General features: G+C 54.0%; 20 protein-coding genes, 1 tRNA gene and 1 other RNA gene. 13 read left to right on the plus strand and 9 right to left on the minus strand.

Translation table 11 applies throughout. The features are described 5' to 3' along the window. Nucleotides 1–61: 61 nt before the first annotated feature. The 3 genes from hisA to queF all read right to left on the minus strand — a co-directional run bounded on the left by hisA (nucleotide 62) and on the right by queF (nucleotide 1558). A complete protein-coding gene (gene hisA, locus Q0711_RS05400) occupies nucleotides 62–835 on the minus strand; it encodes a 1-(5-phosphoribosyl)-5-[(5-phosphoribosylamino)methylideneamino]imidazole-4-carboxamide isomerase (RefSeq protein WP_298614874.1) in 774 nt (257 codons plus the stop codon). 233 nt (nucleotides 836–1068) lie between these two features. Then, nucleotides 1069–1140: transfer RNA gene (locus tag Q0711_RS05405), tRNA-Gly, on the minus strand. Nucleotides 1141–1159: 19 nt separating this feature from the next. Then, on the minus strand, nucleotides 1160–1558 hold the full coding sequence (queF, locus tag Q0711_RS05410) for a preQ(1) synthase (protein WP_298614919.1): 399 nt from the start codon (nucleotides 1556–1558) through the stop codon (nucleotides 1160–1162). 127 nt (nucleotides 1559–1685) lie between these two features. Here queF and Q0711_RS05415 point away from each other — a divergent pair, with 127 nt between their 5' ends. Continuing rightward, nucleotides 1686–1925: a hypothetical protein gene (locus tag Q0711_RS05415; protein WP_299041890.1), complete on the plus strand. Its 240-nt coding sequence runs from the start codon at nucleotides 1686–1688 to the stop codon at nucleotides 1923–1925. Between the two features lie 11 nt (nucleotides 1926–1936). On the opposite strand, the gene Q0711_RS05420 is transcribed toward Q0711_RS05415, so the two are convergent. Continuing rightward, nucleotides 1937–2386 carry a fasciclin domain-containing protein gene (locus tag Q0711_RS05420; RefSeq protein WP_298614879.1) on the minus strand — a complete coding sequence of 150 codons (450 nt, stop codon included), beginning with the start codon at nucleotides 2384–2386 and terminating at the stop codon, nucleotides 1937–1939. A 226-nt stretch (nucleotides 2387–2612) separates the two neighbouring features. After that, nucleotides 2613–4556, minus strand: coding sequence for an ABC transporter ATP-binding protein/permease (locus tag Q0711_RS05425; RefSeq protein WP_298614881.1), 1944 nt, complete (start codon nucleotides 4554–4556; stop codon nucleotides 2613–2615). A 73-nt stretch (nucleotides 4557–4629) separates the two neighbouring features. Between Q0711_RS05425 and Q0711_RS05430 the strand changes: the two genes are divergently transcribed. The 6 genes from Q0711_RS05430 to Q0711_RS05455 all read left to right on the plus strand — a co-directional run bounded on the left by Q0711_RS05430 (nucleotide 4630) and on the right by Q0711_RS05455 (nucleotide 11367). Further along, nucleotides 4630–5286, plus strand: coding sequence for a lysophospholipid acyltransferase family protein (locus Q0711_RS05430; RefSeq protein WP_298614883.1), 657 nt, complete (start codon nucleotides 4630–4632; stop codon nucleotides 5284–5286). A gap of 465 nt (nucleotides 5287–5751) precedes the next feature. Then, on the plus strand, nucleotides 5752–6516 hold the full coding sequence (pflA, locus tag Q0711_RS05435; RefSeq protein WP_298614886.1) for a pyruvate formate-lyase-activating protein: 765 nt from the start codon (nucleotides 5752–5754) through the stop codon (nucleotides 6514–6516). A 40-nt stretch (nucleotides 6517–6556) separates the two neighbouring features. Beyond that, on the plus strand, nucleotides 6557–9226 hold the full coding sequence (gene adhE / locus Q0711_RS05440; RefSeq protein WP_298614888.1) for a bifunctional acetaldehyde-CoA/alcohol dehydrogenase: 2670 nt from the start codon (nucleotides 6557–6559) through the stop codon (nucleotides 9224–9226). After that, a complete protein-coding gene (locus tag Q0711_RS05445) occupies nucleotides 9226–9936 on the plus strand; it encodes a lipoate--protein ligase family protein (RefSeq protein WP_298614890.1) in 711 nt (236 codons plus the stop codon). Before adhE ends, Q0711_RS05445 begins: the two co-directional genes overlap by 1 nt. Nucleotides 9937–9968: 32 nt before the next feature. After that, on the plus strand, nucleotides 9969–10469 hold the full coding sequence (locus Q0711_RS05450; RefSeq protein ID WP_298614893.1) for a hypothetical protein: 501 nt from the start codon (nucleotides 9969–9971) through the stop codon (nucleotides 10467–10469). Between the two features lie 10 nt (nucleotides 10470–10479). Beyond that, a complete protein-coding gene (locus Q0711_RS05455) occupies nucleotides 10480–11367 on the plus strand; it encodes a hypothetical protein (protein ID WP_298614895.1) in 888 nt (295 codons plus the stop codon). On the opposite strand, the gene nadA is transcribed toward Q0711_RS05455, so the two are convergent. The 4 genes from nadA to ffs all read right to left on the minus strand — a co-directional run bounded on the left by nadA (nucleotide 11368) and on the right by ffs (nucleotide 14736). Next, nucleotides 11368–12327 carry a quinolinate synthase NadA gene (gene nadA, locus Q0711_RS05460; RefSeq protein ID WP_298614897.1) on the minus strand — a complete coding sequence of 320 codons (960 nt, stop codon included), beginning with the start codon at nucleotides 12325–12327 and terminating at the stop codon, nucleotides 11368–11370. Between the two features lie 26 nt (nucleotides 12328–12353). Further along, a complete protein-coding gene (crtD, locus tag Q0711_RS05465) occupies nucleotides 12354–13886 on the minus strand; it encodes a C-3',4' desaturase CrtD (protein ID WP_298977582.1) in 1533 nt (510 codons plus the stop codon). An 85-nt stretch (nucleotides 13887–13971) separates the two neighbouring features. After that, on the minus strand, nucleotides 13972–14616 hold the full coding sequence (gene hisIE / locus Q0711_RS05470) for a bifunctional phosphoribosyl-AMP cyclohydrolase/phosphoribosyl-ATP diphosphatase HisIE (protein ID WP_298614902.1): 645 nt from the start codon (nucleotides 14614–14616) through the stop codon (nucleotides 13972–13974). A 23-nt stretch (nucleotides 14617–14639) separates the two neighbouring features. Next, nucleotides 14640–14736, minus strand: an RNA gene (gene ffs / locus Q0711_RS05475) — signal recognition particle sRNA small type. A gap of 114 nt (nucleotides 14737–14850) precedes the next feature. Here ffs and Q0711_RS05480 point away from each other — a divergent pair. From Q0711_RS05480 to cobS, 6 genes are all read left to right on the plus strand, one after another. Further along, complete coding sequence (locus tag Q0711_RS05480; protein WP_298616957.1) at nucleotides 14851–15528, plus strand: PHP domain-containing protein; 678 nt, start codon at nucleotides 14851–14853, stop codon at nucleotides 15526–15528. Further along, nucleotides 15525–15749, plus strand: coding sequence for a hypothetical protein (locus tag Q0711_RS05485; RefSeq protein ID WP_298977579.1), 225 nt, complete (start codon nucleotides 15525–15527; stop codon nucleotides 15747–15749). The genes Q0711_RS05480 and Q0711_RS05485 overlap by 4 nt, the downstream gene beginning before the upstream one ends. Before the next feature lie 106 nt (nucleotides 15750–15855). Continuing rightward, nucleotides 15856–18945, plus strand: coding sequence for an ABC transporter ATP-binding protein/permease (locus Q0711_RS05490; RefSeq protein WP_299041897.1), 3090 nt, complete (start codon nucleotides 15856–15858; stop codon nucleotides 18943–18945). Nucleotides 18946–19020: 75 nt separating this feature from the next. Next, nucleotides 19021–21858 (plus strand): DNA polymerase I, encoded by a 2838-nt coding sequence (gene polA / locus Q0711_RS05495; protein WP_298614912.1) that lies wholly within the window; start codon nucleotides 19021–19023, stop codon nucleotides 21856–21858. An 8-nt stretch (nucleotides 21859–21866) separates the two neighbouring features. Beyond that, complete coding sequence (locus Q0711_RS05500; RefSeq protein WP_298614914.1) at nucleotides 21867–23387, plus strand: pitrilysin family protein; 1521 nt, start codon at nucleotides 21867–21869, stop codon at nucleotides 23385–23387. Beyond that, nucleotides 23384–24078 (plus strand): adenosylcobinamide-GDP ribazoletransferase (gene cobS, locus Q0711_RS05505; protein ID WP_298614916.1); only part of this gene is annotated, 695 nt, incomplete at its 3' end. The genes Q0711_RS05500 and cobS, both read left to right, overlap by 4 nt.

A 24078-nucleotide genomic window follows, 5' to 3' on the forward strand; every position in this document is an offset into this window, starting at 1 on the left:
GCGTAGTGCAGGGTGCTTCAGCATTGATTTTAGAGTTCACAACGCTTTAATCTTAGGCCAACTACGCCCAACTCGTGCTTCCCAACTCCGGTGGAATATCTTGCCAGCGCCCTTGACCAACGGCGCGAACGGCTTCCCGCAAATCCACTGCCTTCGTATAAAGTGCCTTGCCGACGATCGCCCCTGATAAACCAGAGGGGCTTAGGGCAAAGAGACTGAGAAGATCCGTGAGGGAACTCACGCCCCCCGATGCAATGACCGGGCGATCAGTTGCCGCCAATAACTGCCGCAGTGCGGGAATATTCGGTCCTTGAAGGGTGCCATCCCGCTGAATATCGGTATAGACAAACCCCGCCACCCCCATTGCTGCCATTTTTTGGGCAAGATCTGTTGCCAGAACTGTTGAGGTTTCTAGCCAACCTCGGGTTGCCACATAGCCATTGCGGGCATCCAACCCAATCCAAATGCGTCCAGGGTATTCTGCAGCCAAATTGGCCACCAGCCGGGGATTCTCAAGCGCCACCGTGCCCAAAATGGCCCGATTGACACCCTGAAGAAAGAGATCGGCAACTGCCTGGCGCGATCGCAAGCCACCGCCTACCTGCACAGGAATTTCAAGGGAAGCAACAATTTTGGCAATGAGGTCATAGTTTCGCGGCTCTCCTGTTTTAGCAGCATCCAAGTCAACGACATGTAAGCGGGGAGCACCCAACCGTTGCCAGTAAAGGGCAACTTTTAGAGGATCATCATGAAAAACATTGACCTTGCCATAGTCCCCTTGCACTAGGCGCACACATTTGCCGTCAAGTAAATCAATGGCGGGGATAACATCCATTGGCGTTAGAAATCCTTATTGAACTGATTGAAAAATTGAAAATTTGAGCATAACTTTCAGCCTAGCACTCACAAGGGGTGAAGTGCATGGGACGATTAATATAGGGACGAGTGAACCGGTAACCCGTTCTAGGTTGAGCCAAGTGTGGGATACCTTCCAAGGGATGCAGGCCAGCCTTCAGACCCTGGAGAAAAAGCTGGATATTCACATTGCCACCGCAATGCTTTTTAGAGAGCGGACGATGGGATTCGAACCCACGGCGTTCAGCTTGGGAAGCTGACATTCTACCACTGAATTACGTCCGCACTCCTGCAATCTATTATCTTAGCACGAACTGTTGCTCTGGCGATGGTGCTCGACTGTAATGACTGTATGCACGTTGCCGCGGGGAGCGAAATCCCCCTTGATTTTCATATAGAGGGGGTCGCAAGCGGCCACAAGATCATCAAGGACTTGATTGACAGCTTCTTCATGGGAAATGTAGCGATCGCGATAACTATTGATGTAAAGCTTGATGGCTTTGAGTTCCACCACCTTCTCATGGGGAATATAACTGACATAAAGGGTGGCAAAGTCAGGATAGCCAGAAAATGGGCACTTACAGGTAAACTCCGGAAGTGTGATGTCAATGGTGTATTGCCGTCCAGGACGCGGATTGGGAAAGGTAATCAGTTGACCTTCCTGAATGGCGCGTTCACCGTACTTCATTTCTGAGGTTTGCATTGCTTTCATTCCAACAGGTTGGGAGTGACATTCTTCCTAAACTTTATCAAGATTTAAGTTCCTCGGCTCCTGACACCAACGTTCTCGGGAGAGAATAGGGGAAAGAGGTTACTGAGATGAGATTGCTATGGAACGCTATCAGCCAAATGGAACCCCTCTCTCAGAGGCCGATAAAGCAGAACTGGCCCAACTAAAGCAACTTCTAGAGCGGGCGATCGCCGATGGGGTATTGACTGCCGATGAAATGGCACAGATCAAGCGCCAAATGAGTGCCGATGGCAAAGTCACCTATGAAGAGCTAGAGCTTTACCGGCAGTTTGTTGAGGAGAAAATCCGTAAGGGACTTTTGGTGCGGGAAATCCGCTAGCACCTTAGACTCTAGACTTTGTAGGGAATGTTGGTGTCCTGAAAGGAGTGGGCTGGATTTAGTCCCATCAGGATGACAGTGTCAATGACGTGGATGATACCGTTTTCCGCTTCAATATCAGGGGCAAGAACAGTGGCATTTTTCACTTCTAAAGGATTGTCGCCATGAATAGGTATGGTGGAACCTTCAAGGGAAGTCACAATCCCCATCTTTTTGAGATCGGCGGCCTTGTAGGCGCCAGCAAGCACGTGGTACTTGAGAATCCGCGCTAATTGAGGAGGGTTTTGCACAAGGGAGGTAATGGTGCCATCGGGCAGCTTGGCAAAAGCGTCATCATTGGGGGCAAAGACAGTAAAAGGCCCCGGCGATTGCAGGGCTTCCACCAGATTGGCCACTTTCACAGCAGTCACGAGTGTGGAAAAGCCGGGAGTATTCACTGCAATATCAACAATGGTTGCCATAGGAGCCTACCCGAAAATGCGATGAGAATGCACAACAAGGGTTTGCGATCGCCCCATTATCAAAGCAATCGAGATGATAACAAACGCTAGAATTAGCATACTGAACCCGTGTCCTAGTTGCCAGTGATCGCTGGTGTCGGCCCGATAGGGAGATTTAATTATGACAATCGCGTCTGCTAATCCCACAACCGCTGACTATCAAAACGGGGGGTCATTATAGCAATCCCTAACTAGCGGCATAAAATTTCCATTCGCGATCGCCCTTGAGTTCTAAAACGTATTTGTGGTACTGCCGCAGGCTCTCACGGTGACCTACACTGATGTAGTTGCGAGCTATACGCTGGATATGCTCGTAAACCTTTTTCTCATTGGCTAAATCTAGGGCACTGGTGGCTTCATCCAAAATAGCGTAGGGACGGTGATTCAGCAGGAGACGGGCGATCGCCAGTCGTTGCTGCTCCCCAAGGGAGAGTACATCATCCCACGCCAATTCCACATCGAGGCCACCCACCCGATCCGGCAAATGGGCCAAGTTGACCTCGTCAAGAGCGCGCAAAAGGATGTCATCCGGTGTCTGGCGATCGCCCCCAGGATAGAGCAGTTGCGTACGCAGCGTCCCCAGCACCATGTAAGGGCGTTGGGGCAAAAAGAGCACTTCCTCTACGGGTGGGCGAATAATCCGACCGCTGCCCGTTTGCCAGAGTCCGGCGATCGCCCGCAATAGCGAACTTTTCCCGACCCCACTCGGCCCCATGATCACCACACTTTCGCCCGCCTCAAGGGCAAACGTAACATCCTCCACCAGCCGCCGTGCCAAATTTGGCGTATCCACAGTCACATGTTCTAGGGCAATGTAAGGCTTCTCCACCAGCTCAATTTGGGACTGGGGTGGCAGGGGTGGGGTGGTCAGTACCTCATCAAACTCCGCCAAACGCTCAATCCCCGCAATAAAGCCCGTGAGGTTCGTAAACTGGTTCACAATAATCGAGAGCGCCCCCAGCACCTGAGAGAAGGCAAAACTGGCTTGACTAATCGCACCAAAGTCAATCTCACCGGCAAAGTAACGGGGAGCAACCACAGCCGCCGGCACAATGACCACAAAGTAGTTGTAGGCTGTAGTGAAGAACTCAAGATTTCGCTGCCAGCCAATCAAAAGGTTAAAGTTGCGCAGTACCTCTAGAAAACGCTGCCGCACCTGCACCGCCTCTTGACCCTCACCGCGATAAAAGGCAATGGACTCCGCGTTATCGCGCACATGGACAAGGCCATAACGAAAATCCGCTTCCCGTCGCAGTTGGTTAAAATTCAGCCAAATTAAGCGCTGACCAATCAGGACGGTGAGGATTGTGCCAATAACGGCATAGCCGACGAGGGTCAAAGTTAGAGTTCGGGAAATACTCCAGAGAATGCCACTAAAGGCAATGAGGTCAATAATTTCCCCGAGAATGATCAGCAAAAACTGGAGCGAGGTTTGGGTAAATGAGCGCACATCCTCACTAATCCGTTGGTCGGGATTATCAATCTCCCCTTGGTTCTCAATCGCGTAGTAGGCGCGGTTTTGAAAATAGCGATCTAAAAAGTGACGGGTGAGCCAATCCCGCCAGCGTAGCCCTAGATATTCGCGTACATAGCGATAAATGACAACAATAGGCGTCCCCACCACAAACACACCAGCATAGACCCAGAGAAACCGCCAGTAGGTCTCGGCATTTTTCTCCGCCAGTGCCGTTTGGAAGAAACGCCCCACAAAGCTAATAATCACGTTGAGGCCACTCACAGACAGAGAGAGCATCAAGAGTAATCCCAACAGTGCCCACGCCTGCCAACGGGGGAGCAGGGCTTGTCGCAGCAGCACAAAGACTCCTAGAGGGACGATTACGGTGCTAAGGAGGAGATTGCGACTAAGGGGGTGTGCCCACAGGGATTGGATCATCTCCATGAGACCGCCGGCAATTTGACCCATCAGTTCGGGGGCAAGGGCATTGAGGCCAAAGGTGACTGCTGCCGTCAGGCCAAAGAGGAAACCAAACATGAGGGCAATCACTAGAAAAAGCAGCAGAATAAAGATCACACTGCTGCCGCGGCGATCGCGAGGGAAGAAATAGGGTTGGGCAATCCGCAGAAACTGCTCCCAAACAAGAAGATTAAAGCGATGGGTCGGCTGTGACATTGGCTGGTTCCCTAAAGGTGGCAAGGGGCTACAGGCCTACTATTGTAGTGGCGACAACTGCGGAGAAAAACGGATGGCCAACAAAAAGAGACCACCGACCATCTCACGGGTTTCTCCCTGGCTTTATTGGGGACTGTGGCCAATTTACCATCTGTTTTTGCCCCTCTACTTTTCGCAAATCAGGGTTATTGGGCGAGAGCAGTTACCGAAAGAGGGAGGATTTGTCCTTGCGCCTAAACACTACAGCCGTTGGGATCCGGTACTATTGCCCTCTTTGGGACCTTATCAACTGCGCTTTATGACTAATGCTCTTGAGTTTAGAGGGATTCAAGGTTGGTTTATTCGGCACCTAGGGGCCTTTGCGGTGAATCTCAACCATCCCCAACCCAGCAGTTTGCGCCATGTGCTGGAGATTCTCAACGCCGGCCAGCCCTTGGTGATTTTTCCCGAAGGGGGAATTGTCCGCGACCAAGTGGTGCGTCCCCTAAAACCCGGCCTTGCTCGCCTTGTCCTACAGGTGGATCGCCCCCTACCGATTTTTCCCGTTGGCATTGCCTACAATCCGCAGCCACAGTTTCGTGCCCGTGTGGCTCTCTGGATTGGATCGCCTCTCTGGACGCCCGCTGAACGCGAGGGTAACCTCAAACAACAGGCACAGGAATTAACTCAGCAGCTTGAAGCAGCCCTGCATGCAGCCGTGCTTGAGGCTCACAAATGTGCGCGATTATAGGGCTAACAGAACCGGTTTGTAACTAATCATACAATTGGCCTGGGCGAAGAGAATTTTGTAGAATAAAGGTAAGATTGAATCCCTCCTCAAGAGTCTCAATCGTGATATTTTCCAACCTTCGAGCGAGCGATCGCCCCCCATATTGGCATACTTAAAAACTTTTCATTAAGTTAGGCAAAGTTAGGCAACTACCGCCAATCCTAAAAGTTAATTAAGACAGCGTGCAAATCGGTCTTCTGCTTTTATGCTGAAATTAAAGTTTTGCAAGGGACGGCACGATAGAGCCTTTTCCACAAGGATAGAAAAAGCTCAATTAGAAAAAGGCCGTAGGCAAGACGGCAGGAGTAATTGAAAAATGAGTTTTGGCAAAGGGAGATTCTTTCTTAAGAGCGATTAAATTCTTAGGCAGATTCCCGTCAACCCCATAAAAGTTATTCCAAGCGCTCTGTTGTCACCGAGGTTCCAATGATGGTTTCCACACTCCCTGAAAAACAAGCCGAAAGCCAAAAGGTGACAGGTTACATTCACTCCGTTGAAACCTGTGGCACAGTGGATGGCCCCGGCCTTCGCTATGTGATTTTTACCCAAGGGTGTCCGCTGCGCTGTCTATACTGTCACAATCCCGACTGCCGTGAACCCTATCAAGGCAAGCGGGTAACTGTGGATGAACTGATTGCCGATATTCAGCACTATCAATCCTACCTGCGCCATGGGGGGGTAACGGTCAGTGGCGGCGAACCCCTAATGCAGCCGGAGTTTGTCCGTGAAATTTTTGAGCGCTGCCATGAATTGGGATTGCACACTGCCCTGGATACGTCGGGCTATGTGATCTTGGAGGTGGCCAAACCGGTTGTGGCGGCAACGGATCTGGTTCTACTGGACATTAAATCCTTTCTGCCAGACCTCTATCGGCGGGTGACGGGTGTCGCGATTACCCCCACCTTGGAGTTGGCCAAGTACCTGGATGAGATCCATAAACCCACGTGGATCCGCTTTGTTTTGGTGCCGGGGCTGACGGATGATCCCGAAAATATCCGCGGATTGGCGCAATTTGTGGCGGGTCTGCATAACGTGGAGAAAGTGGAGGTGTTGCCCTTTCACAAAATGGGGGAATACAAGTGGCGGCAATTAGGCTTGCCCTATGAACTCTTTGATACACCGGCGGCGAGTCCCGCAGATGTCCGGCGGGCGATCGCCCTCTTCCGTGAATATGATCTCAACGTTCAATAACTTGCCCATTTAAGAAATTTCTTTCCTTAAGGAGTCGCCCATGACTGCCCAAACTTTAACCGATTCTCAACCCGTTCAAACCACTGTTGATCTGGAAGCACTCATTGAGCGCGTCCAAAGGGCACAAACCCAGTATGCCCAGTTTACCCAAGAGCAAGTGGATCACATTTTCCACCAAGCGGCCATGGCGGCCAACCAGGCGCGAATTCCCTTGGCCAAACAGGCTGTGGCGGAAACGGGAATGGGAGTTATCGAAGATAAAGTCATTAAAAATCACTTTGCCTCGGAATACATCTACAACAAGTACAAACATGAGAAAACTTGCGGTGTCATTGAGGATGATCCCATTTTTGGCATCCAAAAAATTGCTGAACCTGTGGGAGTGATTGCCGGTGTGGTGCCGGTTACAAATCCAACCTCGACGACCCTCTTTAAGGCATTGATTGCCCTAAAGACCCGCAATGGCATTATCTTCTCGCCCCACCCCCGAGCAAAGGTCTGCACAGTTGCAGCGGCCAAAGTGGTGTTGGATGCAGCGGTAGCCGCCGGCGCACCCCCCGATATTATTGGCTGGATTGATGAGCCGACCATTGAACTCTCCCAAGCGCTGATGCAGCACCCAAAGATCAAGCTGATTCTGGCCACGGGCGGGCCGGGGATGGTGAAGGCGGCCTATTCCTCTGGCCATCCGGCGATCGGGGTGGGGGCAGGGAATACCCCTGTGCTGATTGATGCTACCGCCGACATTCCAACGGCAGTGAGTTCGATTCTCCTCAGTAAGGCCTTTGACAATGGCATGATCTGTGCCTCGGAGCAGGCGGTGATTGTTGTGGAGGAGATCTATGACGCCGTCAAAGCCGAGTTTCAGCGGCGGGGGGGTTACATTCTCTCCCCTGAAGAACGGCAGCGGGTGGCTCAACTCCTGCTCAAGGAGGGGCGTCTTAATCCCGACATTGTGGGTCAATCGGCAGCCACGATTGCTGAAATGGCCAATATCCAAGTGCCCCCAGAAACGCGGGTCCTGATTGGCGAAGTGAGTGAAGTCGGGCCGCAGGAGCCATTTTCCTATGAAAAACTCTGTCCTGTGTTGGCCTTGTACCGCGCACCCCAGTTCCATAAAGGGGTAGAAATTGCGGCGCAGTTGGTAAATTTTGGCGGCATGGGGCATACCTCGGTGCTCTACACCGATCCCCGCAATCAAGATGATATTGCCTATTTTAAGTACCGCATGCAAACGGCGCGAGTACTGATTAATACGCCTTCCTCCCAAGGGGCGATTGGGGATCTGTACAACTTCAAGTTGGATCCATCGCTGACGTTGGGTTGTGGTACATGGGGCGGTAATGTCACGTCGGACAATGTTGGCCCCCGTCACTTGTTGAATATCAAAACCGTGAGCGATCGCCGGGAAAATATGCTCTGGTTCCGTGTGCCGCCGAAAATTTACTTCAAACGCGGCTGCCTCCCCATTGCCCTGCGGGAGCTGGAGGGCAAAAAACGCGCCTTCCTCGTCACCGATAAGCCCCTCTTTGACCTAGGCGTCACTGAGCCGATTGTGCACACCCTCGAAGAGCTGGGGATCAAACACGATATTTTCCACGAAGTGGAACCAGACCCCACCCTCAGTACGGTCAACCGAGGTCTAGAGCTGCTGCGGCAGTATCAGCCCGATGTCATTATTGCCGTGGGCGGTGGCTCACCCATGGATGCGGCCAAGGTGATGTGGCTGTTGTACGAGCATCCAGAGGTGGAGTTTGACGGCTTGGCCATGCGCTTTATGGATATTCGCAAGCGGGTGTATCAACTGCCCCCCCTAGGTCAAAAGGCAATTATGGTGGCGATTCCCACCACTTCAGGAACAGGTTCAGAGGTGACGCCCTTTGCGGTGGTTACCGACGATCGCGTCGGGATTAAATATCCCCTGGCGGACTATGCCCTCACCCCCACGATGGCGATTGTGGATCCCGACTTGGTGCTGCACATGCCCAAGAAACTCACAGCCTATGGCGGCATTGATGCGTTGACCCATGCTTTGGAGTCCTATGTGTCGGTGCTCTCGACGGAGTTTACTGAGGGTTTGGCACTAGAGGCAATCAAGCTGCTCTTTACCTATCTACCCCGTGCCTATCGTTTGGGGGCCGCCGATCCAGAGGCTCGCGAAAAAGTTCACTATGCAGCAACGATCGCCGGCATGGCCTTTGCCAATGCTTTCTTGGGGGTCTGTCACTCGATGGCCCACAAACTGGGTTCCACTTTCCATTTGCCCCACGGTCTGGCCAATGCCCTGATGATTTGCCATGTCATCCGCTATAACGCCACGGATGCGCCCCTGAAACAGGCAATCTTCCCGCAGTACAAATATCCTCAGGCCAAGGAACGCTATGCCCAAATTGCCGACTTTCTCCAACTGGGCGGCACCACCACCGAGGAAAAAGTGGAACGGCTGATTGCCGCTATTGAAGACCTGAAGGCGCAGTTAGACATTCCGGCCACCATTAAGGAAGCGCTCAACAGTGAGGATCAGGCCTTCTATGAACAGGTGCAGAGCATGGCGGAACTGGCCTTTGACGATCAGTGCACGGGGGCAAATCCTCGCTATCCGCTGATTGAAGACCTCAAGGAGTTGTATATCCTTGCCTATATGGGGTGTCGGCGAGAGGCAGCAGCCTACCATGCGGCGGAAGAAAGGTCTAGTCAAGGCGCGAGTTAATGTGGCGTTATCTTCCCCCCTTAGCGGCGGCAGGGAGCGTGCAAATGGCAGTGGATCGGTGGCTGTGGCAGACCAGCGATCGCCCCTGTCTGCGATTTTACACTTGGTCACCGCCGGCTATTTCCCTGGGCTACAGCCAACGGCAAATTCCTGAGCACTGGCAACACCTCCAGTGGCAGGGAAAACCCGTAGAACTGGTGCGACGACCCACCGGGGGGCGAGCGGTGTTGCACCAAGGGGATCTCACCTACAGTCTAGTGGTGTGGGGATTGGGGCAACGGCGGCGGCAGGTCTATGAACACCTGTGTCAATTCCTAAGGGGGGGGTTTGAGCGCCTAGGGTGGCCACTTCGGTTGGGACAGGAACCTTATCCTTCCCATGCTCCCCTCAATTGCTTTGCACGGGCAACAGTGGCCGACTTGGTTTTACCGAGCGGCGAGAAGGTGATTGGCAGTGCCCAAGCGTGGCGGGGCGATCGCGTCCTTCAGCAGGGTTCAATTGTCCTTACTCCTGACCCCGATCTCTGGCAGCAGGTCTTTGGCAGTGTTCCCCATCGGCAGCCCCTTCCCCCTTTGGAGAGAGTGCAAGCGGCTCTCCTAGAGGCCTTTGAGGCGCAGTGGCAAGTGAGGCTAACCCCAGAACCCTTGAGCGATCGCGAGTGGCAAGAAATTAATAGAATGTCAAACTTAGCCTGTGGTTTGCCCGTCTAGGCTATGATTGGCTTGTTGTCTTGGGTATCCACATGGCACGCTGGCTGACTGCACTTGTCTTAGCCCTGACGCTTCTCATTACCGCTTGCGCCCCCACCCCGCCCTCCCCCTATGAACAGGTGCAACAGGAAAGCACCCAGCGCAATGCGCCAGCGGCAGTGAGTCGGGAGGCCACCCAAGGCAGTGAATTTAATCGCTTCTTTCCACCAGAGGGCAATGGCTTTGAGCGCATCTATGTCCAAGAGAAAAAGGGGTTTGCCGAGGCCAAGCTGAAAAAAGATGGTAAAGAATTGGCGATGCTGGCCATTTCCGATACAATTAGCACCCCTGAGGCCGCCGCCAAGTTTCAAAACAGCACGCTGCAGATTGCCGGCTATCCAGCAGTGGAGGTGGGGACGACGCAAACGGCAATTCTGGTGGCCAATCGCTATCAAGTGAAAGTTCTCTCCCGCGATCCGAGTTTTACCGCCCGCGATCGCAGGGAATGGATTGAAAAATTTGATCTTGCTGGTTTAGCCCAACTTGCCCCCTAAGGAGACCACCGTGAGCGAACCTATCTACAAAATTGTCGATCAACTGCCCAGCGGGGGCATCACCGTCATGGCGCTCAAGTCTTTGGACTTTATCCTTCCCGGCCAGTGGCAAAACATTGTCGGTTTCGATAACACGATCCGCCATGTAACCGGGGAAACAGATCCTGCCTTGATCCGCCAAATTGGCGATCGCGCCGTGCGGCTCTTTAATGACAAATCCCAAGGCTATCAACGCGCCCTCTGGCTCTATCAAACCGTGGACAACACCGATGCCCTCTTGGGGACGGCTGCCCTTGCCAACAAAGTGGGGGAGAAAATCTCGTTCCTCGGTTTCTTAGATAGAATGACGCCAAAGCCAGAACGGGCGCAGGCAATTGATCTCAGCATGAAGCTGATTGTGGAAATTCTCGCCTTTTGTCAAATCAATGGCATTCCCGGTGACAGCCTCGGCGACTTCTTACGTGCCCTTGCCGACTACAGTGGCGAATCCCTGATGCGCATGGCGGCGCTCATCTGCTTTGATGGTCTGATTCCCTTGGGTCCCGACTTTCTGCTGAAATGCTTGGGGACGTTACAACGCTTGCAGCCGCAGGATCTACAGGAAAACCCCACCTTCCGAGCAATTGGCAGTGTCGTGCCGGGGGGCAATCCCAGCGGTCAACTGGGCTTTATTCTCCAGAGCTTTAATGCTGTGCAGGGGTGGATGCACCAATTTGTCAGCAGCCATGAGTTAACGCCGCAAAAGGTGATCAATCGTCTGCAAAGCTTTATTGAACTCTCGAAGGATAACCTCGATTACTTGGGTGCTTTTTTAGACATGAGCACAAACTATTACTACCACACCGGTGTTCAAACCCTTGCTCGGCGTCTGATTGAGCGAGCTGTGGCCGAGATCTAGCTATGACATCTCCAGCATGCGTTGAATGGGTTTAAGGGCTGCAAGGCGCACTTCCTCTGGCAGTTCAATCTGGGGCCGGCGATCGCGCATACACAGGTAGAGTTTCTCTAGGGTATTCAGGCGCATAAAGGGGCACTCATTACAATTGCAGGTCTGATCCTGAGGGGGCGCAGGAATAAAGGTTTTCTCTGGGCTGCGCCGCTGCATCTGGTGGAGAATTCCCGGCTCCGTCACCACAATAAAGGTATTCGCCTTTGAGGTCACCGCATAGTTGAGCAAAGCGGTGGTCGAACCAATAAAATCCGCATGGCGCAGAACCGCCTCTTCACATTCGGGGTGGGCAATCACCTCTGCGGTGGGGTAGGCGGCCTTGAGTTCGAGGATGCGTCGCTCTGAGAAGGTTTCATGGACAATACAACTGCCCTCCCACAACACCATCTGCCGCCCCGTTTGCGCCATCACATAGCGCCCAAGGTTGCGATCGGGAGCAAAAATCAGGGGTTGATCGGCGGGCAACTGCTGCACAATTTTTACCGCATTAGAACTGGTGCAAATAATGTCACTCAGGGCTTTGATTTCGGCAGAGCAGTTAATGTAGGAAATGACCAAATGGTCAGGATACTGCGCCTTAAAGGCCGCAAAGGCATCGGCAGGACAACTATCTGCTAAGGAACAACCCGCGGCTAAATCTGGCAAAAGTACTAACTTATCGGGATTGAGGATCTTGGCCGTTTCCGCCATGAAATGCACGCCGGCAAAGACAATAACATCCGCCTTCGTACTCGCCGCCTGCTGGGACAACCCCAAGGAATCGCCAATGTAGTCAGCCACATCCTGAATGGCGGGGTCTTGGTAGTAGTGAGCAAGAATCACTGCATTCAGTTCCCGCTTCAGGTCTTGGATGGCGGCAACTAAATCCAACGGCAGAGAGGGTTGAGGGGCAGCGAGGGTCGCAAACACAGGGTGTGAAGTTCCTTTTCCAATTTCTATGGGATTTCTCTATTATAGTGATTTCTACCAAAATGGCTATCACTGGCCTGCAATTGCTGCACAAGCGCACGGGCAGCGTAACTGACACCGGCCGTGCCTTCCCCCGGATGTACGGAATCTCCCACTAACCACAGGTGGGGAATCGGGGTGCGGGTTGCTAGGCCAAAAGGGCCAAAGGTACTCAGGCGTTGACCAATGCCACCGACAATGCCATCCAGGCGTGCGGTATAGCGCCAGAAGGTGCGGGGGGTGGCCGCTTCACAGTGAACTATGTGCTCAGGCCGCAGATCAAAGAATTGACCCAGGCGCTCAAGAGCGGTTTGGGTATATTGCGCCTTGGTGGCGGCATAGTCTAAGTCGGGCTGACGCCAAAAATTCGGCTCAGTAAAGCTAGAGGCAATCAGAGTGCGATAGCCGCCGGGAGCGCGCCCATCCTCTGGCTGACTCACAGAGACAAACAGGGAGTTATTTTCACCAATGGGGCCTTGGGCATCGTAGAGAAATTGCAAATGGGGCGGACAGGCTTCGGGAATGGCGGCCTCCTTAACGCCAAGGTAAATCACAAAGGCACCGGAGGCCGGCGGCAGGGTTTTCAGGCGGCGGGCATAGCCGGTGGGAAGGGCATCGCCTAGGAGTTGGGGAAGGTTTTGGGCAGGGACGTTGGCCACAATGTGATCCGCTTCAACGCGCTGAAGGGTTTTTGTTTTGAGGTTTTCCACCTGCACGGCAACAGCTCGCCCCCGCTCGACCTCAATGCGCCGCACTAGATGGCGGGTGTAGATTTGTCCCCCATCGCGCCCTAGGGCAGCAGCCAGCAGATCACTGAGAACTTGCATGCTGCCGTGGAGATGGTAGAGGCCGTGGGGTTCTTGGGAGAGACACAGGGCAGTGGCGGCATAGAGCAGCGCCGTCTCACTGGCATCCACTTGGGAGTAGAGCTTCAGTTGCAAATCGAGAAATTGCCGCAGCCGGCGATCGCCCCCCACCCCACAGAGAGTCATCCAATCGGTCACCGTCATCAGACTAAAGGGCACCGTCAGGAGTGTCTCCGGTCGCAGGGCTTGGAGCAGTTGCCACAGGTCAAAACCATTGCGGGGAGGCAAAATGGGCTGTCGCTGCTGAAATCGCCAGCTAATGGCAAAGAGGTGCTCAAGACCTTGCCAAAATCGCTCACTGTGGGGAAAGTGGCGCTGGCGCTCCCGTTGCCAGCGATCGCGATCGCGCCAAACGTTAATCGGCGTCGTTTCCCCCGGCAAATAGACGGCACAGGCAGGGTCACAGGGGGTCGCTGCCGGCAGCGGCATCTCCAATTCAGCAAAAATCTCCCTGTGAATGCCCCCCGGCTCTAGGCCAGCCACTTGGGTTGCGCCAACATCAAAGGTAAACCCGCGCCGCCGAAACGTTGATGCACAGCCCCCCAGTTGGGCTGCTTGTTCAAACAACTGCACACGATAGCCCCGCCGTGCCAGCAAGGCGGCGGTGGTTAAGCCACCAATGCCACCACCAATGACGACAACACGTTTGGTCATGGTTAGACCCTTGGAGGTAAAACTACCCCCAGTGTAATAATTTTTAACGAAGTATTACAAACTTGTTACAAGGGTGAGTACCGTTCTAGCGCCGCCTTAACTGCAGCTGCTCATACACCTGCCGCAGGGACACCCCATGGTGGGCAAGAGCGACCAGCGTGTGGTAAAACAAATCGGCGACTTCGCGGGCGATCGCCTCTGGGTCATCGTCTTTGCAAGCCATCACGACCTCTGCGGTTTCTTCCCCCAACTTCTTGAGAATCTTGTTGTCCCCCTCGGCAAAGAGACGACAGGTGTAGGAGTCAGGTTGGGGGTTCTGCCGCCGCTGACAAACCACTTCATAGATCTGCGAAAGAGTATCGGCGGGCGGGGACTCAATCCATTCCCCATTCGTGCCGTGGCGGTGAAAACAACTGCGCTCCCCCGTATGGCAGGCCACATTTCCCACCTGTTCTACACTCAGGAGTATGGCATCACTATCGCAGTCGTAGCGAATGCTTTTTACCCGCTGCACATGACCGGAGGTTTCCCCCTTCGGCCACAGGGCCTGCCGTGAGCGACTCCAAAACCATGTGCGGCCAGTCTCAAGGGTTTTTTGCAGCGATTCCCGATTCATCCATGCCAGCATGAGAACTGTTCCATCCAAGTAGTCTTGGACAATGGCTGGCACAAGACCGCGCTCGTCGTAGCGAATGGCATCAAGGGGGAGACTCAGCGCAGGGGCAGACATAGGTTGTTGGCAGTTCTCAGGAGGGTGACCCGGAGATCACGCCTATCACAAGCATCCCGTATTGCTGCTTCCTTCCGGACCTGACAAGGTTTGGGCGTTGTGATCGCATGATTCCGAGCCAGCTTGTATCTTAGCACACGGCATCGAACTCTATAAATTGCCCTATTGGGAATCTTTATCCCTAGTTTCTTAAAGAAAGTTTATATTAAAGGGGTAAGAGCGTAAGAGTTGGTAATGGCTATGACCCTTGCTGCACTGACGGTGACGCAGGCCGAGACTCTGCGGGGTCTCTTTCAGACGTTGACGGCAACCAGTTGTCCCTATCACTACAACTTTCACTTGCATACGATTTGGTCCGACGGGCAATTAACACCGCAGCAAGTTGCCCAACAGGCAATGATCCACGGTCTCAAGGGGTTTGCCATTACAGACCACCACGCCCTCGAGGGATACTTCCAAGCACGCACCTATGTCGAGGCCTATCGGGGGAGCGATCGCCCCCAAGTGTACACCGGCATAGAAATTACCGCTCAGCTCCTTGGCACCGAGGTACACATCCTTGGCTATGGCTTTGACCCCCATGCGCCGGTGCTCCATCCCTATGCCATGGGAAGTGCCCCAGAGGGAGACTTGGCACAGGCAGAACGGGTGATCGCGGCACTCCATGCAGCGGGGGGCTTGGCCATTTTGGCACACCCAGTGCGCTATCGTCTGCCCGCTGAACAATTGATCCCTGCCGCCGTGGCACGGGGAATTGATGGAGTTGAAACCTACTACTGTTACGGCAATCCCGACCCGTGGGAATCCACCCCAGAGGCAACGGCTTTAGTGCATGGCTTGGCCGTCGAACATCAACTCTTAGAGACCTGCGGTACCGACACCCACGGCCAAAATATCCTCGTGCGGCGATGACAGGAACGGAAATTTTCATTACTGTGGGAGCGATCGCCATTAGTTGGTTTGTGCTCCGCTGGCTGATCAAGGTTCTCAAGGTCACCGTCAGTACTGCAATTAAAATTGCCCTTATAGTTTTCCTGTTACAAATCTTTTTCGGGATTGGGCCACATCGCCTCTGGGAGCAGACACAGTTTCTATGGTCACAGGTAGCGAGTTATTTGACCTCCTCGCAGTAGTCAAAAGACCAGTCTCCAGAGCGACGTTACCTCGGCGGGCGTCTTTTGTCAGATCGGCCAGAATCCAGTAAACTGACTGGCATCAAGCCCCTTTTGCGCTAACCCCATGACTCAAGCAGCGTGGTTAGAACTGGTCAAATCCGTCAGTGAGCAGGGCATCCAGTTACCCGCCAGCGGCCTCAAGATTGGCCGTGCCCCCGATAATGACCTTGTCCTCAATGACATTTCTGTGTCCCGCTACCACGCTTTCTTTAAGTGGCAAGAAGGGCAAGTTCACCTCGTTGATCTCGGCAGTAAAGCGGGCACCCATCTCAATGGCCAGCCAGTTGTGCCCAATACTCCCATTCCCCTCGAAGATGGCGACCTGATTACGTTGGGAAACTCTGCGGTGCGCTTTCGCCTCATCTGGCAGTACCATGACCATCACCCCCGTGCCCCCGAGGTTAGCAAAGAGACTGAAGTCCCTGTGATTGAAGTGCGCACCAAAACATGGCGACAACGGTGGGGGCTACAGCAGCAAACGGCGCTTCTGGGAACCCATCCCGCCTGTGAGGTTGTGGTGGATAGCCCTGAACTCTTGCCTTGCCACTTAAAATTACGGTTTGCGAATCAGCATTTGCAGGTGGTGGATCTCAGTGACCCGCAACCTGCAACGAATGTGCAGTTGGGGATAGGGGAGAGTTATGCCCTGACGGAATTTGTCACACTGACCTATGTGGGGCAGGAGTTGCCCGATCGCATTGACACAGAGCGCCATGCCGTGGTTTTTAGCCCAGCGACGGAGTTGCGTTTGACCGGCACGGCAACCGTACTCGCCATTCCTGAAGCAGATGCCACAGCCACCGTCCCCGTGAAGACGATTTCGCTGGTGGGATACAACACGTTCAGGATTGGCCGCGATCCCAACAATGATCTGGTGATTGAGCATCCCACAGTGTCGCGCCACCATGCCAAAATCGAGCGCCGCAATGGAGATTTCCTGCTCACCGATTTGGGGTCTAGGAATGGCACGTTTGTCAATGGCCATGAGGTGGAGGAACCGACGCTGCTGCGGGTAGGGGATAGCATTCGCATTGGCAGCGATCGCCTAGTTCTCAATGTCGACGAAACATTGACCCAATATGCCGAATCGGGTCATTTGCGCCTTGATGCCATCAACCTCAACAAGGTGGTAGGCAAGGGAACGCAAATTCTCCATAACATTTCCCTATCCATTCTGCCCAAGGAGTTTGTGGCCATCCTGGGTCCCAGTGGTAGCGGCAAGTCAACGCTCCTGGATGCCCTCAATGGACTGCGGCCAGCCACGACGGGTACGGTACTGGTCAATGGCACAAATTTCTACCGCAACTATCACGCTTTTCAAGCGCAATTGGGCTATGTGCCCCAGAAAAACATCATCCACGAGGAGCTGACCATTGCCCAAGCGCTGGAATATGCAGCAAAACTCCGCATGCCCCCTGATACAACCCCAGCAGAACGCCAACGGCGGGTCACAGAGGTGTTAACGGAATTGGGATTGAACCATCGTCGCGATGTGCCTATTTCCCGTCTCAGTGGCGGTCAGCAGCGGCGGGTCTGTATTGGTGCCGAATTGCTCACGCAGCCCAGTCTTTTCTTCCTTGATGAGGCTACCTCTGGCTTGGATCCGGGCACCGAAGCCGACATGATGTTCTTGCTGCGGCAGCTGGCAGATCAGGGACGCACAATTCTCATCATTACCCACGCCACCCAAAATATCCGTGAGTGTGATCTGGTGATCTACTTGGCAGAGGGGGGACGGGTGGCTTATTTTGGTCCCCCCGATCAACTGTTGCCCTATTTCCGCGCTACGTTTGGCGATCGCTTTAGTGGCATCAAGCTTGAGGACTTTTCGGGCATCTACCGAGCCTTAGATAAAGAGAAAAACCCCAATGCACCCACATCGTTAGAACTAGAAGAAGCCTACCGGCGATCGCGCCTCTATCAGGAATATGTGGTCGGGCGACAGCAGGTGCTGGCGCACATGCCCGATGAACCCCAACGGCGTACCCAGGGCAAATCCCGTCGCAGCAGCGAACCTAGGTCCAAAATCTCCCCTTGGCAACAATTTCTTATTCTCACCCACCGCAATTTGACGATTCTTAGCCAAGATCGCAGTAACCTGCTGTTGACTCTCTTAATTGCTCCCCTCCTGGGGAGTCTAAATTTTGTCTCTTGGCGGCGGCATCTCTTTGATCCCGAAACGGGAAATGCAGGTCAAGCCCTGACGATGCTGTTTGTCACCAGTTTGATTGCCGTGATGATTGGCGCCATGACCACCATGCGGGAATTGGTCAAGGAGGTGGAGGTTTATCGGCGCGAACGGATGATTGGCCTGCGGCTGTTGCCCTACATTGGCTCCAAGGTGGCGATCGCCTTCGGGCTTGCCCTTTATCAGGCGGCCACCTACCTTGCGGTAACAAAATTGGCGGTCAATTTACCGGGAGATTGGGGGATTACGTTTGCCATGTACATCACCCTTGCCCTTGCCATTTTTGGCGGTATGGCAATGGGACTCCTCGTGTCTGCCTTTGCCCCTAGCCAGAACATTGTGCCCCTCCTCGTGCTGATGTTTTTAGTGCCGCAAATTATCTTTAGCGGTGGTATTCAGCCTGTTTCTTCCTTTGGGTTGCCGGGGCAGATTATTAACCATCTGACGGTGATCAAGTGGCCCTTTGAAGCCATGGTAAAGCTCACAGGTATGGGGGATGACATTGCCAATGACCCCTGTTGGCGCGAGTCGGAGGAGGAACGGCAGAAAATGACCGAGGAGATGCAACGGGATTTTTGTCTTTGCTATGGTCCTGGCCTATTCAAGACCTGCAACTTCCCCGGTATCCGCTCCAAGTATGTCCCCGCAGTGGATGAACCCGCCCCGCCTCGGCCAGCATCTCCGGGGAATCCCCCCAGTGATCCGGCGGCGCTCCAAGACTATCTCCAGCGGCTACAAGCCTATCAGAAGGCAATGGATGAGTGGGAAGTGAAATACTCCCAGTGGAATCGTCAGCGCAGTCGCGCCATCAATGAGGCACAGAGCACCATTAGTCGCTTCCAGCGAGACCAAGGTTATATGTTTACCGTGGAGGTGCAACGCCATTGGCGAGATCAAAGCATTCTCATCTTGGCAATGCTGGTGGCTTTGCCCTTTTGCCAAAAACGCCGCGACCTTAGCCGCTAAGACATTGTCCTCTTCAGGGGTAGGGTTTTGGAGCAAATTTTTTGATAATGGAAAAGCTGTCCTGTTCACGCTTCCATGGCTGCCCCCCATCTCCTGCTCATTGATGGCCATTCCTTGGCCTTTCGTGCCTACTACGCCTTTGGTAAAGGGCGAGAGGGGGGCTTGCGCACCTCCACAGGGATTCCCACCAGCGTTTGTTTTGGCTTTCTTAAGACCCTGCTGGAAATTTTGGATCAGCAGCAGGTAAACCATGTAGCGATCGCCTTTGATTTGGGGGAACCCACCTTTCGCCACACAGCCGATGAAAACTACAAAGCGGGGCGGGCAGAAACACCGCAGGACTTTATTGCCGATGTTACCAATTTACAGGCGTTACTGCGGGCCCTGCGCCTGCCTCTGTTAACTCAGCCGGGCTATGAAGCAGATGATGTGATTGGCACAGTAAGCCATCGCTTGCGTTCCCAAGGATGGCGGGTTTCGATTGTCAGTGGCGATCGCGACCTTTTTCAATTGATTGATCGCGAGGGTCAAGTACAGGTCTTGTACCTAGGGAATACTACTAGCCAGCGCAAACAGGGTCTGGAGGCCTTTGATGCCCTCAAGGTCAAAGAAAAGATAGGCGTCTGGCCAGAGCAAATTGTGGACTATAAAGCCCTCTGTGGCGATGCCAGCGATCGCATTCCCGGCATCAAGGGCATTGGCCCCAAAACAGCTGTACAATTGCTCAATCAGTACTCCACCCTAGAGGGCATCTACGCCCACCTCCACGAGATTACGCCCCCCAGCCTGAGAACCAAACTCCTCAATGGAGAGGCCGAGGCCCGCCGCTCCCGCAATCTGGCTCAAATTGTCCTGGATGTGCCCTTGGAACTCCCCCTAGAAGAACTGCATCTAAGTCCCTTTGATTGGCCGACGTTGGATGACCTGCTGGATCACCTAGAGTTTCGTGCCCTACGGAGGCAACTTCAGGACTGGCACCGACGCCTGGGGGGCACCTTGGCCGCAGCGGAGACTGATGCCGACGAAACATGGTTTTTCCCACCGACGGCTACTCCTGATCCGTTGCATGTGCAACTCATTGAGACGCCAGAGCAACTGCAATGGCTAATTACCCAGTTAGAAAACTGTACAGACCTGAACCATCCCGTGGCGTGGGACACAGAAACCACGGCCTTGAATCCCCGCGACGCTACCTTAGTGGGCTTAGGTTGTTGTTGGGGCACAGCGCCTGACCAGGTGGCCTATCTGCCCTTGGGGCACAAAGAGGGACAGAACCTGCCCCTGCAGGAGACCCTCGCCGCTTTGCGACCAATTCTGGAGGGCGATCGCTACCCCAAAGTCTTGCAAAATGCCAAGTTTGACCGCCTTGTCCTGCGATTTCAGGGGATTCAATTAGGGGGTGTGGTGTTTGACACAATGCTGGCGAGTTATGTGATTAACCCCGAAGCCAGCCATAATCTTAAGGATCTGTGCCAGCGCTATTTGCCCCTGCAGGCGCAAAGCTACCATAGTCTGGTCGGCAAAGACCAAACCCTTGCGGATCTGCCCCCCGCCACTGTGGCACAATACTGTGGCCTCGATGTGCATACCACCTATCTTCTCAAGGAAAAATTAGAGGCCGACTTGACCCCCCGCCTGCGGCAACTCCTTCTCGAGGTGGAACTGCCCCTCGAACCCATTCTGGCGGAAATGGAAGCCACGGGGATTCGCATTGACAGTGACTATTTGCGGCAACTCTCCCAACACCTCGACCGGCAACTGGCACAACTACAACAGCAGGCGTGGGAAGCGGTGGGGCAACCCTTTAACTTGGCCTCCCCTAAGCAACTGAGTGAACTGCTCTTTGGTAAGCTGGGGCTGGATGCGAAAAAGACCCATAAAACAAAACTGGGCTATTCCACCGACGCCGCTACCCTCGAAAAACTGCGGGGAGAGCATCCTGTAGTTGAGATCATTTTGAACCATCGCACCCTTGCCAAGCTTAAATCCACCTATGTGGATGTGCTGCCAACCCTTGTGCGTCCAGATACTGGTCGCATTCACACGGATTTTAACCAAGCCGTTACAGCCACAGGTCGCCTTTCCTCCTCCAATCCCAATCTGCAAAATATCCCCATTCGCACCGAGTTCAGTCGGCAAATTCGCCGCGCCTTTATTCCAGAAGCTGGCTGGTTAATGGTGGCAGCCGATTATTCGCAAATTGAGTTGCGCATCCTCGCCCATCTCAGTCAAGAACCTGCTCTGCTGGAAGCCTATCAAAAAGGGGAAGATGTCCATCGTCTCACCGCCCAGTTTCTCTTGGAAAAAACGGAAATTAGTCCCAGTGAGCGACGCTTGGGAAAGATTATTAACTTTGGCGTCATCTACGGAATGGGAGCACAGCGGTTTGCCCGCGAAGCGGGGGTGAGTGTGGCCGATGCCAAAGTCTTTATTCAGCGGTTTTACGAGCGCTACCCGCGCGTTTTTGACTATTTGCGGCAAATGGAGCGACTGGCCCTCAGCCAAGGCTATGTGGAAACGATTTTGGGGCGGCGGCGCTACTTTACATTTGAGAGTCGCGAACTGCAAGCTCTGCGGGGCAAGCCTTTGGAGGCGTTAGCCGAGGTGGATCCCAGTAAACTAAAGATGAGCAATTACGAGCGGGGACTCTTGCGAGCAGCAGCCAATGCTCCCATTCAAGGTTCCAGTGCCGATATTATCAAGTGTGCCATGGTCAAGCTGGCACCTTTGCTCTCGCCAGAGCGTGCACGCCTGCTGCTGCAAGTCCACGATGAATTGGTGTTAGAGATGACCCCTGAGGCGTGGGAGCAACTGCAAATAACAATTCCTGAGGTGATGACGACGGCGGTGCCCCTGAGTGTGCCCCTGGTAGTGGAGATTTACGCTGCTGCGAATTGGCTGGAGGCTAACTGAGTTTGTTCATGCGGCAACGACATCCTTGGCAAGTCTGGCAAACTTACCTTCGGTTCTGGATTCTCTGCTTTTTCCTTGGGGCGATCGCCCTCTGTTTGCCCGCCGATGCCCAAACGCTTCGCCCCTACCTTGACCGCGCCATGGATCAAATCAGTGAATTTTACCTTGACAATGGCATGCATTTTATTGTGATGGAGCAGCATCAGGCTCCGATTATTTCATTTCTTACCTACGTGGATGTGGGGGGCGTGGATGAACCCGAAGGCCAAACGGGGGTGGCGCACTATCTGGAACACTTGGCCTTTAAGGGCACCCGTCGCATTGGCACAACCAATTATGCTGCCGAAAAAAAGAAACTCGCCCAACTGGATGCCCTTTTTGAGCGACTCCAAGCTACGAGGGATGAGCAGCAGCGGGAGACCCTTTTCAGGGAATTTGTTGCTGTGCAGCAGGCCGCCGATCGCTATGTGATTCGCAATCACTATGGGCAAATTGTCCAACAAGCGGGGGGTGTGGGGCTGAATGCAACCACCTCTGCCGATGCCACCCGTTACTTCTACAGTTTTCCTGCCAACAAATTGGAACTGTGGATGTCCCTAGAGTCGGAACGCTTTCTGGAGCCGGTCTTTCGCGACTTCTATCAAGAAAAGGAAGTGATTCTAGAGGAACGGCGACTGCGCACCGAGAACTCCCCCACGGGCCAACTTTTTGAGGCCTTTTTGGCCACCACCTTTCGTCAGCATCCCTATCGCCGCCCCGTCATTGGCTACCGTGAGGATATTCAAAATCTGCGCCGTGCCGATGTGGAACGCTTTTTTCGCCGGTATTACACTCCCGACAAAATGACGATGGTACTGGTGGGAGATGTGGATCCCCAAGAAGTTAGGAAATTAGCCAAGGTTTATTTCGGTCGCTATCCCAAAGGGCGAGGCCAGACCACAGCTATTCCCCCAGAACCGCCGCAAACGGCACCGCGGCAGATTACCCTTGAATTGGCCAGTCAACCCCTTTATCTGGAAGCCTATCCCTGTCCCCCTCTGAAAGATGCCGCCTACCTCACCTATGAAATTTTGGCACGCATCCTCACCGGCGGTCGCACGTCCCGTCTCTACCGTTCCCTGGTTCTTGAGCAAAAACTCGCCGTCAATATCCAAGCCTACGTGGGCTTTCCCGGCAACAAATACCCCAATCGCTTTCTCATCTATGGGGTGCCCGCACCGGGTCAAACGACGGCTGCCCTTGCCGCCGGCATTGCCGCAGAACTCAGAGCACTGCAAACTACCCCGGTGACTCCGGCAGAACTGGATCGGGTGAAAACGCAACTGCGCATGGAATTGCTGCAAAACCTAATGTCCCATGAGGGCATGGCCAAGCTCTTGGCAGAGTATGCGGTAAAGGGGGGCGGCTGGCAGCAACTCTTTGCCCGTTTGGAGGCCATTGAGGCAATGACTCCTGCCGATATTCAACGGGTAGCTCAGTTGCTGCAACCGGAGCAGCGGACGGTGGCGCAAATTCAAACCCGTTCATGAAGACCCTTTGGCAGGAATGGCTAGGGGCGATCGCCTTCTATACGTCTTTGCCCCTTCCCCCTAGCTGGCCCATTCAAGTGGCGGGGGCAGCCAAGTGGTGTCCTTGGGTGGGGTTGCTCCTGGGGGGGATTCTCTGGGGGGCGCAGGCGCTCTTCAGGTTGTTGCCAGTCCCCCCCCTTGTAGCCAGCGTCTTGCTGGTTGCCCTTTGGCTGGTGTTGACTGGCGGACTGCACTTGGATGGCGCTATGGATACTGCCGATGGTTTGGCGGTTAGGGATCCCCAGCGGCGACTTGAGGTAATGGCAGATAGTCGGACGGGGGCCTTTGGCGTTATGGCCGCAATGGTGATTCTGCTTCTTAAAGTAGCGGCCTTGGGCAGTTTAGAGCAGGGCAGTGTCCTCCTGTGGGTGTTGGTTGGCGGGCGCTTGAGTCAAGTGTGGGCGATCGCCCGCTATCCCTCTTTGAAACCCCAAGGCACAGGCCAAATCCACAAAGCCAGTTGTCACTTTCCCCGCGACTTTTGGCCCAGCGGCTTGCTGTTGCTGTTCCTCGCTTTCCTCCAACCTGTGCCCCTAGGCCAATTGCTTTTTGCCTTGCTCTTGATCCTCTTGATCCCCGCATGGTTTCAGTGGCAGTTGGGGGGGCACAGCGGGGATACCTACGGAGCCGTTGTCGAGTGGACAGAAGCCTT

Origin of the sequence: uncultured Thermosynechococcus sp., assembly GCF_937958135.1 — a bacterium.
Classification (GTDB): Bacteria; Cyanobacteriota; Cyanobacteriia; order Thermosynechococcales; family Thermosynechococcaceae; genus Thermosynechococcus.